Here is a 10,662-nt window from a genome sequence, read left to right as displayed (position 1 = left end):
CAGTGAATAGTCTGACGTCTATCTCACTAATTTAGCGCCGGAAAATAGGCAGTGAATGCCGAAAAATAGGCAGTGAATTTACGGTCTATTCTGAAGATTGAACATGCTGATGTGCCGAATTTTTGGCAGTGATTCAATTTTTCTAAGCTTTTTTATCCTGCAGATATGATGGGAGCACGGATTCACAGATTGGAATGAAAATTGCAACATGGATATAACTGATGCGGAAAAAACTACAGCGCAGGATGCAACTAAAAAAATGGAGGGATTTATTATGGAGAAAAAGGGATGCCAATATGGGACGCACAGGACGTTGGAGCCGCTAGGCATTTTACCGCAACCAGCCTGGAAGATTGACAATTCGATGGAGATTTACGATAACGAATTACTGATTGAGGTAGATACGCTGAATATTGACGCGGCAAGTTTTACCCAAATCAAAAAGCAAGCTGAGGGAAATCCGGCTGAAATGGAAAAAATTATGCTGGATATTGTGGCCAAACGAGGCAAACACCATAATCCGGTGACAGGCTCCGGCGGTATGCTCATGGGTACGGTAAGTAAAATCGGTTCAGCCTGGGCCGGCAAAACGCCGGTTAAAGTCGGCGACCGGATTACCACATTAGTATCTTTATCCCTGACTCCTTTGAAGATCCATAAAATTAAGAAAATCCATTTGGAAAAAGAGCAGGTTGAAGTGGAAGCCCAGGCTGTTTTATTCAGCAGCGGCATTTATGCTGTTCTGCCGACAGACATGTCACCTTCACTGGCCCTGGCCATCCTGGACGTTGCCGGCGCTCCGGCCCAGACGGCTCATCTGGTGCGGCCGGGACAAACCGTACTGGTTATAGGCGGCGGCGGTAAATCCGGCATGCTTTGCGTCTATGAAGCGAAGAAAAGGGCCGGCATTAGCGGCACGGTCATCGGATTGGGCTCCAGCCGGGGCAGCTGTGACAGAATGCGGCAAATGGGCCACGCTGATGTCGTAATTCAGGCAGATGCCACCGATCCTTTGGCCGTTATGCGGGCTGTTTCAGACGCTACCAAAGGAGAAATGGCTGATGTTATCATCAACTGCGTCAATATTCCCGGTACGGAAATGGGCTCGATCATGTCGGCCAAAGACCGGGCAACGGTGTATTTCTTCAGCATGGCAACCAGTTTTACCGGTGCTGCCCTTGGAGCCGAAGGAATTGGCAAAGATGTAACCATGCTGGTTGGCAACGGCTATTGTCGGGATCATGCGGCGATTGCCCTGCAGACAGTTAGAGAAAATGCCGTCCTGAGGAAAACCTTTGAGGAGCTTTACGCTTAGGCATGCTTACCTGGCATGAAGTTTTTCCAATCCAGCCTGCCGTGATCACGGTGGTGGGAATGGCGAAAAACGTCGGAAAAACGGTGACGCTGAATTATCTGCAAAAAATACTGCATAACGAGGGCTATGTCTTTGGGCTGACTTCCATTGGCCGCGACGGCGAGACATTTGACGCCCTGACCAACCTGGAGAAGCCGCGGATAGAGGCGCAGCCAGGAACGATTGTGGCTACGGCGGAAAAGATGATTGCTGATATCCGGGAGTGGGAGCTTTTACAGCATACCGATCTGGCGACTCCTTTGGGAAAAGTACTCATTCTGCGAGCAAGGGATTTCAACAGAGTGGTACTGGCAGGTCCCAGCAAAAACAGCGATGTTAAGGAATTACTCTCTTATTTTGCCGCTTTGGGTGCTGGGTGCACTCTGATCGACGGGGCTTTTGACCGCCAGAGTTCGGCTGACCCTTTAATCAGCAGCCAGGTACTGCTGGCCTGTGGCGCAACGGTTAGCCGTGATTTAATGGAATTGATTTTTCTGGCCCAAAGCAGAGTGACTCAATTGACTTTACCAGCCTGTGAAGCTATGTACCGTAATATAGCCCGGACCTATCAGGGCCAAGTCATCACGGTACTGGCTGATACGGTACGGGAAGTATCCCTGCATACATCTCTTTTGCGGCCGGCGGAGTGGAGCGAACTGTTTGATGCAGGCTGCGATGCGGTGATTATCAAAGGGGCGGTAAGTGACAGTTTGGCCCAGGCCTTGTTATGGCAGAGGCGGCCGCCGGCAGTGATCGTCCAGGACGGCAGCAAAGTGTTTATCACGGCTGCCTTATGGCGCCAGCTCCAGGTCCGGCAGGTACGGTTTACAGCTGTACATCCGATTTGCTTATTAGGAGTAACAATAAATCCAACTTATCCAGGTGGCCAAGGGTTTGATGCCGAAGTATTATTGCAGGAAATGGGAAAGGCGTTAGCACCCGTTCCGGTATTCGACTGTTTGAGAGAGGCGAAATATAAAGAAGTGCCGCTGTGATAAAGGGGGAGAACTGCTGTGGACAATCAGCTTGCGGGGTACGACTGGTGTCTTGATTTGGTGCTCAATCAGGTGGACCAGGGAATCCATATCGTGGATTGCGAAGGTCTAACGATTTTTTACAACCAGACGGCGGCCGAAGTCGAAGGCTTGCAGCCGTCTGATGTGATCGGCAAACACGTGCTGCAGGTCTACCCTTCTCTTACTCTGGAAACCAGCAGTATCATGAAGGTTTTGGCCAGCGGCAAGCCGATACTGAATCAACAGCAAACTATCGTAGGCAGAAACGGCAGAATCATTACCATTCATTATTCCACTATACCCCTTTACCGGGACGGCAAACTGGTTGGCGCCTGTGATATGTCGCGGGATATTACCAAAATTAAAGAGCTGTCGGAACAAGTCATGGATCTGCAGGTGGAATTGCTGGGAACGAAAAATGCCAACCGGGAAAAATCCAAAGCAAAAGAAGCTCAATTTGCACAGTATACCTTTAATGATATTATGGGCAGTCATGAAGCCATCGTTAGGCTAAAGGTAATGGGGCAAAAGGTCGCGGCCAGTTCTTCGCCGGTTCTGGTGACCGGAGAAACGGGAGCAGGCAAGGAATTGGTGGTCCAGGCCATTCACAACGCCTCTAACCGCAGGAACGGACCTTTTATTGCCCAGAACTGCGCCGCTTTTCCCGCAACTTTGTTGGAAAGTATTTTGTTTGGCACGGTGAAAGGCAGCTTTACCGGCGCGGAAAATCGCCCCGGCCTGTTTGAATTGGCTGATGGCGGAACGTTGTTCCTGGATGAAATCAATTCTATGCCCATGGAGCTGCAGGGAAAATTGCTGCGGGTCCTCCAGGACGGCAATCTGCGCCGGGTGGGTGATACCCATGTAAGAGAAGTGGACACCCGGATCATCACCTGTACTAATGTGGATCCTGAAGAGGCGGTGCGCAATAAGGAACTGCGGATTGATCTGTACTACCGTCTCAATGTGGTTTCCCTGCGAATAGCGCCGCTGCGGGAGCGCAAAAGCGATATACCCTGTCTGGTGGATCATTTTATCCATATGTATAATGCCAGGCTTGGCTGTCAGGTGGACGGCATCAGTGAAGAAGTCGGCGCGATTTTTGATACATATACCTGGCCGGGGAATGTCAGGGAATTACAGCATGCCATCGAGCATGCCATGAATATTGCGGCTGGGCCGCTGATTGCCGTGGAACATTTGCCGGAGCACTTGCGTCAATATGCCGGGAATCCCCACGGCGGAGCGTCCGGACTGGATGCCGGCAAAAGTCTGCCGGCTATCCTGAAACAGGTGGAAAGAGCCACCCTGATCCAGGCGCTGGAGCGGTCTGGAGGAAACATTTCCCGCACGGCACTGTATTTAGGCATTCCCCGCCAGACGATTCAATATAAGCTAAAGGTCCACGGATTGATGGACCGGGTCAGAAGCAGTGATTCCGTTTATGGGAAGGAGCGGACACATTGAAAAAACTTAATTTAGACGAGGGAAAAATTGCCCGGGGACGTGAATTAGCCGGGAAGATCGCAGAACAGGTGCAAGGGCATATTAATGCCCATTCGACCGTGACGGTGGAAAGGGCTATCTTACGGCTGCTGGGGGTTGACGGCGTCGACCGGGCGGATGTACCATTGGTAAATGGAGTGGTAACCTATCTGCAAAAAGCGGGAGCTTTAGGCCAAGGAGTTATCTATTGGCTGGTGAACGCCATGCTCCAGACTCAGCAGTCGCCCCAGCAGATTGCAACAGCAGTGGTCGAAGGCCGGCTGGCTTTGGAACAGCTGCCCCAGAAACCGGTGGCGGAAATCGCCGCTCTGGCTGAAAGCATGGCGAAAGAGGCTCTGGCAAAAATCCGCAGCCGCCGGCAGGAACGGACGGAATTAATTGCCCGCCATGGCAAAGGGGCCGAACCAATGCTTTATGTCATAGTGGCCACGGGAAATGTTTACGAAGATGCGGTTCAGGCCCAGGCGGCGGCGCGGCAGGGAGCGGATATTATCGCCGTCATCCGCACCACCGGACAGAGCCTGCTGGATTACGTTCCCTACGGCGCTACTACTACTGGCTTTGGCGGCACGTATGCCACTCAGCAGAATTTTCGTATTCTGCGCCAGGCATTGGATGAGGTCAGCCGGGAAGTTAACCGTTATATTTACCTGACTAATTATTGTTCCGGCCTGTGTATGCCGGAGATTGCGGCGATGGGTGCAATGGAGCGGCTGGATGTGATGCTGAACGACTCCATGTACGGCATCATTTTCCGGGATATTAACATGAAGCGCACCTTTGTCGACCAGTATTTTTCCCGTTTGATTAACGGCTACGCCGGTATCATCATCAATACTGGGGAAGACAATTACCTAACAACGGCGGATGCCATTGAGGCCGCGCATACCGTATTGGCTTCCGAGCTGATCAACGAGCAGTTCGCCTTCCGCTGCGGCATGAATTCGGCCCAGCTGGGACTGGGTCATGCCTTTGAAGTGGATCCCAGCGTCACCAACGGCTTTCTCTATGAATTGGCCCAGGCACAATTGATCCGGGAAGTGTTCCCTGATAGTCCCATTAAATATATGCCGCCTACCAAATACATGACCGGCAATATATTTCGGGGACATGTGCAAAATGCTCTGTTTAACGCCTGCTCCGTCATGACCGGCCAGGGGATTCACCTATTGGGAATGCTGACGGAGGCGATTCATACGCCGCATCTCCAGGACCGCTTTCTCAGTATTGAATCAGCTAAGTATGTATTCAATACTATGCGGGATATGGCCGATGAAATTGATTTCCGGCCGGACGGCTTTATTGTGCAGCGGTCCAAACAGGTTCTGGACAATACGGTGGGCCTGCTGGAACAGATTGCCGCGATTGGCTTAATGGAAGCCTTGTCCAAGGGTTATTTCGCGGACATCAGTCGTTCCCCCGAAGGCGGCAAAGGTCTGGAAGGAGTCTTTCAGCGGGAGCCCGGTTATCTGAATCCCTTCATTCCGCTGATGCTGCAAGGAGGAAATAGCCATGACTGATTTAACCAATGTCAAGCCTTATGGCGATACCCTGGACGACGGCATGGTGCAGTTGTCGTTTACCTTGCCGGTGGCTTTGAATAATGCCACCAAGGAGGCGGCTAGGCAGCTGGTCCTGCATATGGGAATGACCGAGCCGGCAGTGGTCCATGCCGCGGCCATCAGTGATTCCTTCAGCTTCTTTATTCTTTACGCAAAGTGCCGTCAGGGAGTGGATATAACCAAGATCGTGGCCCCGGATGTGGCCCTGAAAGTATTATCGAAACAGGAAGTGGACGATTATATTAAGGACAATGTGAAGCGGAAGTTAAACGTCCTGGGGGCCTGCATTGAAAGCGATGCTCATACCGTGGGCATCGACGCTATTATGAACATGAAAGGGTTCAACGGGCATAAAGGCCTGGAAAGCTATCATGAAATCAACGCCGTTAACATGGGGGCGCAGGTTTCCTGCGAGGAAGTGATCCGCAAAGCCTATGAAATCCGAGCCGACGCTATTTTGATCTCCCAGGTTGTCACCCAGAAAAATATTCATATCACCAATTTGACTAAGCTGGCGGATATGCTGGAAGCGGAAGGCCTGAGGGATAAACTGACCCTGGTGGTGGGAGGACCGCGCATTACCCACGAATTAGCCAAGGAATTGGGCTATGACGCCGGTTTCGGCCCAAACACCTATGCCGAACACGTTGCTTCGTTTTTGGTGCAGGAAGGAAAATTCAGGGATTCCGCAGCGGCGGTATAATCATAACGGTGTATGATAAAGGAGTGAGAAGTGTGTCGGGTATGGAAGAAGTCTTAATCCGGCTGCGCATGAGTGAACATGATGCCCATTATGCCGGAGGACTGGTTAACGGGTCCCACATGCTGGATTTATTTGGCGATGTGGCTACCGAGCTTTTAATTCGCAGCGACGGCGACGAAGGATTGTTTGTGGCCTATGATAACGTGGAATTTAAGGCTCCGGTCTATGCGGGGGATTTTATCGAAGCACGCGGTAAAATTGTCAAGATGGGCAATACATCTCGCCGTATGGAGTTTGTGGCCACCAAGGTCATTGCCCTGGACCCTAACGGTAAACATGATTCGGCGGCTGCGGTACTGCCGGAGCCGGTAGTGGTCTGCATAGCCAGCGGTACCTGCATGGTTCCCAAGGAAAAACAAAGGGGGGAACAACGTGGATAAGTTAATCATCACTGTGGCGCCCGTAGGAGCGGAGGCAACCCGGCAGGATAATCCCAATTTGCCCCTTACGCCGGTGGAAATTGCCGCCGCGGCATTGCGATGTGTGGAAAAAGGCGCCTCCATCATCCATCTCCATGTGCGGGATGCCGAGGGCCAGGCGACCCAGTCCAAAGAGGTCTTTCAGGAAACCATGGCCCTGATTCGCAAGCAGAGCAATGTCATTATCCAAACCTCCACCGGCGGCGCGGCCTGGATGACGGCGGCTGAACGCATGCAGCCACTGGAACTGAATCCGGAAATGGCCACCCTGACCACCGGTACGGTTAATTTTGGCGATGATATATTTTCCAATCCTATGCCAATGGTCACCGAGTTTGCCAAAGAAATGGTCAAACGAAGCGTTAAGCCCGAGATCGAAGTGTTTGAAGCCGGTATGATCCAGACAGCATTGAATCTGGTAAAACAAGGAATCTTACGTCTGCCGCTGCATTTTGATTTTGTGATGGGCGTACCTGGCGGTATCGCCGGCGAACCGCGGCATCTGGTTCATCTGGTGGATTCTTTGCCGGCCGGTTGCACCTGGACGGTGGCAGGAATTGGCCGCAGCGAACTGCCTTTGGCGACAGTGGCGATTGCTATGGGAGGAAATGTGCGGGTTGGCTTTGAAGATAATGTTTATTACAGCAGGGGGGTCCTTGCCGACAGCAATGCCCAACTGGTAGAGCGTATCGCCAGGATTGCCGGTGAATTGGGACGCCCTGTTGCGACTCCGGATGAAGCAAGGGCGATTCTGGGATTGAAAATTTAGTATCACGAGGCACATTGAGGTGCCTAATTTTCAGCGTGTTGCCGAATTTTAAGCACTTACCTGTGCGACAGATGAATAGTAGATATTATTCAGAAAATAAGTTTTATTCCGCCGGTTTTTGGGCAGCAGCGAGAAGGGTTTTATTATGACTTTATCCGATATGAGAATATATGCCGCCTGGAGACCTGGCAATATTTTGGCACGGTATGTGCAACTGATTTATAATGACCGCTATCAATTAAAGTGGGGTGAAATGCCAGTGGGACAAGTAACCTGAAGAAAATATACAGAATTTACAAAAAGCTCCTCCTGTCGGACAGTATTTCTTCCCGGCTACAGTAAAAAAAGGAGTGAATCGTGTGAGCAGTAATTTAGAAACGGAAAAAAACGTAACGGTCGATGGGGCTGCGGTAAGCACTGAGACGGGCAAATTAAAGCGAAGCTTGCAAGCCCGCCATATGAGTATGATCGCCATCGGCGGCGCTATCGGCACCGGATTGTTTCTGGCCAGCGGCGCCTCGATCAATACCGCCGGTCCCGGCGGAGCGCTGGTAGCTTACGGTCTCATTGGAATCATGGTCTATTTTTTGATGACCAGTCTGGGGGAAATGGCAACCTATTTGCCGGTCAGCGGTTCGTTTGAGGCGTATGCCACCCGCTTTGTCGACCCGGCCTGGGGTTTTGCCATGGGCTGGAACTATTGGCTGAACTGGGCCGTCACGCTGGCCTCTGAACTGGTAGCGGCATCGATTGTCATGAAGTTTTGGTTTCCGGATATTCCGGGATTTTATTGGAGCGCGGTGTTCCTGGTGGGTTTAACCCTGCTTAACGTGCTGTCGGCCAGGGCTTTCGGCGAAAGCGAATTTTGGTTTGCCGGCATCAAGGTCATTACCGTGCTGGTCTTCCTCTTTGCCGGCACCATGCTGATTTTGGGCGTGGGCGGCACATCTCCCGGCTTTGCCAACTGGACTGTGGGCGATGCTCCTTTTGTCGGCGGTTTTGCCGCTATTTTGAGCATCTTTATGATCGCCGGCTACTCTTTCCAGGGAACGGAAATGGTCGGCATTGCCGCCGGTGAAAGCGCGGACCCGGAAAAAAACGTGCCGAAAGCAATTAATACGGTATTTTGGCGCATTATGATTTTTTATATCGGCACTTTGATAGTGATCGGGTTTGTGTTACCCTATACCGATGAAAACCTGCTGCAGAATGAATTGCACAACGTAGCAGTCAGTCCCTTCACCACCGTGTTTAAACGGGCTGGCTTTACCGCCGCTGCGTCCCTGATGAATGCGGTCATCCTGACTTCCATTCTGTCCGCCGGTAATTCCGGCATCTATGTTTCCTCGCGGATGCTGTATTCCATGGCCAAGACCGGCAAGGCGCCGCGGCTATTTGCCAAACTCAACAGCCGCGGCGTTCCGGTCAATGCGATCTATATCACGGTAGCCTTTGGTTTGTTGGCATTTTTTGCCGCGATCATCGGCGATGGGGCGGCTTATATTTGGCTGTTGAACATCAGCGGCATGATCGGCTTCATTGTCTGGCTGGGGATCGCCGCCTGCCACTATCGTTTCCGACGGGCGTTTCTTGCCCAGGGGCATCAGTTATGCGAACTGAAATATGTGGCTAAATGGTTCCCCTTTGGTCCGATCTTTGCCTTTGTCCTGTGCATGATCGTCATTATCGGTCAAAATTACAACGGCTTTTTGGAAGAGTCGGTGAACTGGTATACCATCCTCTCGGTTTATATTGGCATTCCGGTGCTCTTGCTGGCATATGCCGGTTATAAGTATACGAAGAAAACCAAGCTGATTCCTCTGGACCAGGTGGATTTGAGCCGTCACGAGGATTAAGCATCAGCAAGATTTCATGTTAGGGAGAGGAGAATCATGAGACATTACCGTGATATTCCCCTGTGGAATCAGGTCCGTGAAGAAGAATGGCAAGACTGGCGGTGGCATGTCGCTAACCGCATTACCTCCCCTGAGACACTCAAACAGGTCATCCCTCTGACAGCGGCGGAAGAAGAGGGAATCAATCATTGTCTGGAAACCTTAAGAATGGCGATTACCCCTTACTACGCCTCGCTGATTGATCCGGCTGACGCGAACTGCCCCATCCGGAAGCAGGCTGTGCCAACCGCAGCGGAGCTGGAGATCGGCAGTTTTGACATGGACGATCCCCTCCATGAAGATACGGACTCGCCAGTGCCGGGCCTGACCCACCGTTACCCGGACCGGGTGCTGCTGCTGGTGACCGACCAATGCTCCATGTATTGCCGGCATTGTACCAGACGGCGTTTTGCCGGCGCTCTGGACCAGGCCCGCACTAAACAGCAAATTGACCGGTGCCTCCAATATATCCGGGAAACCCCGGTTATCCGGGATGTGGTGCTGTCGGGCGGCGATGCTTTCTTAATCAGCGACGATCTGATCGAGTATATATTGAAAGAGCTGCGCCGGATTAAGCATGTGGAAATCATCCGGTTCGGCTCGCGCACCCCGGTGGTGCTGCCTCAGCGGGTGACGCCGGCTCTGTGTGACATTTTGAAGCGATATCATCCGGTATATGTAAATGTCCATTTTAATCATCCCAAAGAAATCACTCCGGCTTCCCGTGAAGCCTGCGAACGACTGGCCGACGCCGGTGTATCTCTGGGCAATCAGTCCGTGCTGCTGAGGGGGGTCAATGATTGCCCGCAATTGTTGAAAAAACTGATGCAGCAGCTGCTGACCATGCGGGTAAGACCCTATTATATTTATCAGTGCGATATGTCCAGAGGCATCCAGCATTTCCGGACATCCGTTTCGGCAGGGATTCAGGCTATTGAATTCATGCGGGGCCATACCTCAGGTCTGGCCGTACCCACTTTTGTGGTGGACGCACCGGGCGGCGGCGGCAAAATTCCGGTCATGCCCCAGTACCTGGTCTCGCAAAATGAAGGCAGGTGTGTGCTGCGCAACTATGAAGGCGTATTCACCACCTATACGGAACCGCGGCATGTGGTTGATCCGGAAAAACCCTGCGAAGTATGCGGCACCTATCACCGGGACAGCAAAATCGGACTGACAGCCCTGCTAAGCGGCGAAGCTTGCGCCCTGGAAGCGCCGGTGAAGCCGGAACCCGGTAAGGATAAAGTACAGCCGGCTTAACCCGGTAAACGGCGGAAGCGATACGAAGCGAAGACTCTGGTTCCAGGGGCTTCGCTTCATGCCTTATTTCACTATCCATTCCATGGACGGATGGGTCAGACGGGTGTTCATCCAAGGC

Annotated in this window: 9 protein-coding genes; all 9 read left to right on the top strand. The window is 52.0% G+C overall.

Annotated features, from left to right (window positions below; translation table 11 throughout):
* Positions 1-274: 274 nt before the first annotated feature.
* The 9 genes from kdd (at position 275) to kamA (ending at position 10,544) form a co-directional block, all read left to right on the top strand.
* A complete protein-coding gene (gene kdd / locus ALO_RS03960; RefSeq protein ID WP_040292687.1) occupies positions 275-1,315 on the top strand; it encodes an L-erythro-3,5-diaminohexanoate dehydrogenase in 1,041 nt (346 codons plus the stop codon).
* Between the two features lie 2 nt (positions 1,316-1,317).
* Complete coding sequence (gene kamB, locus ALO_RS03955; RefSeq protein WP_004093179.1) at positions 1,318-2,349, top strand: lysine 5,6-aminomutase reactivase subunit KamB; 1,032 nt, start codon at positions 1,318-1,320, stop codon at positions 2,347-2,349.
* 18 nt (positions 2,350-2,367) lie between these two features.
* A complete protein-coding gene (locus tag ALO_RS03950) occupies positions 2,368-3,837 on the top strand; it encodes a sigma-54 interaction domain-containing protein (protein ID WP_004093177.1) in 1,470 nt (489 codons plus the stop codon).
* The gene (kamD, locus tag ALO_RS03945; protein ID WP_004093173.1) at positions 3,834-5,396 is read left to right on the top strand and encodes a lysine 5,6-aminomutase subunit alpha; all 1,563 of its coding nucleotides are present in this window, start codon (positions 3,834-3,836) and stop codon (positions 5,394-5,396) included. The genes ALO_RS03950 and kamD overlap by 4 nt, the downstream gene beginning before the upstream one ends.
* Entirely contained in the window at positions 5,389-6,141 is a 753-nt protein-coding gene (gene kamE / locus ALO_RS03940; RefSeq protein WP_004093169.1) for a lysine 5,6-aminomutase subunit beta, read from the top strand. Before kamD ends, kamE begins: the two co-directional genes overlap by 8 nt.
* A 41-nt stretch (positions 6,142-6,182) precedes the next feature.
* Complete coding sequence (gene kal, locus ALO_RS03935) at positions 6,183-6,581, top strand: 3-aminobutyryl-CoA ammonia lyase (protein WP_004093167.1); 399 nt, start codon at positions 6,183-6,185, stop codon at positions 6,579-6,581.
* Positions 6,574-7,389, top strand: a complete 816-nt coding sequence (gene kce, locus ALO_RS03930) for a 3-keto-5-aminohexanoate cleavage enzyme (RefSeq protein WP_004093165.1) — start codon at positions 6,574-6,576, stop codon at positions 7,387-7,389. The genes kal and kce overlap by 8 nt, the downstream gene beginning before the upstream one ends.
* A 359-nt stretch (positions 7,390-7,748) precedes the next feature.
* Positions 7,749-9,245 carry an amino acid permease gene (locus ALO_RS03925; protein ID WP_004093155.1) on the top strand — a complete coding sequence of 499 codons (1,497 nt, stop codon included), beginning with the start codon at positions 7,749-7,751 and terminating at the stop codon, positions 9,243-9,245.
* 36 nt (positions 9,246-9,281) lie between these two features.
* Entirely contained in the window at positions 9,282-10,544 is a 1,263-nt protein-coding gene (gene kamA, locus ALO_RS03920; protein ID WP_004093154.1) for a lysine 2,3-aminomutase, read from the top strand.
* The last annotated feature ends 118 nt before the right edge of the window (positions 10,545-10,662 follow it).

The sequence above is a fragment of the Acetonema longum DSM 6540 genome, assembly GCF_000219125.1.
In the GTDB taxonomy this organism is placed as follows: domain Bacteria; phylum Bacillota; class Negativicutes; order Sporomusales; family Acetonemataceae; genus Acetonema; species Acetonema longum.
Note: the sequence above shows the minus strand (reverse complement) of the source record. Positions and strands in the feature narration are given on the sequence as shown.

Coding starts and splice junctions, on each gene's coding strand:
- kdd (WP_040292687.1), top strand. CDS start 275: ATGGAGAAAAAGGGATGCCAATATGGGACGCACAGGACGTTGGAGCCG.
- kamB (WP_004093179.1), top strand. CDS start 1,318: ATGCTTACCTGGCATGAAGTTTTTCCAATCCAGCCTGCCGTGATCACG.
- kamE (WP_004093169.1), top strand. CDS start 5,389: ATGACTGATTTAACCAATGTCAAGCCTTATGGCGATACCCTGGACGAC.
- kal (WP_004093167.1), top strand. CDS start 6,183: ATGGAAGAAGTCTTAATCCGGCTGCGCATGAGTGAACATGATGCCCAT.
- kamA (WP_004093154.1), top strand. CDS start 9,282: ATGAGACATTACCGTGATATTCCCCTGTGGAATCAGGTCCGTGAAGAA.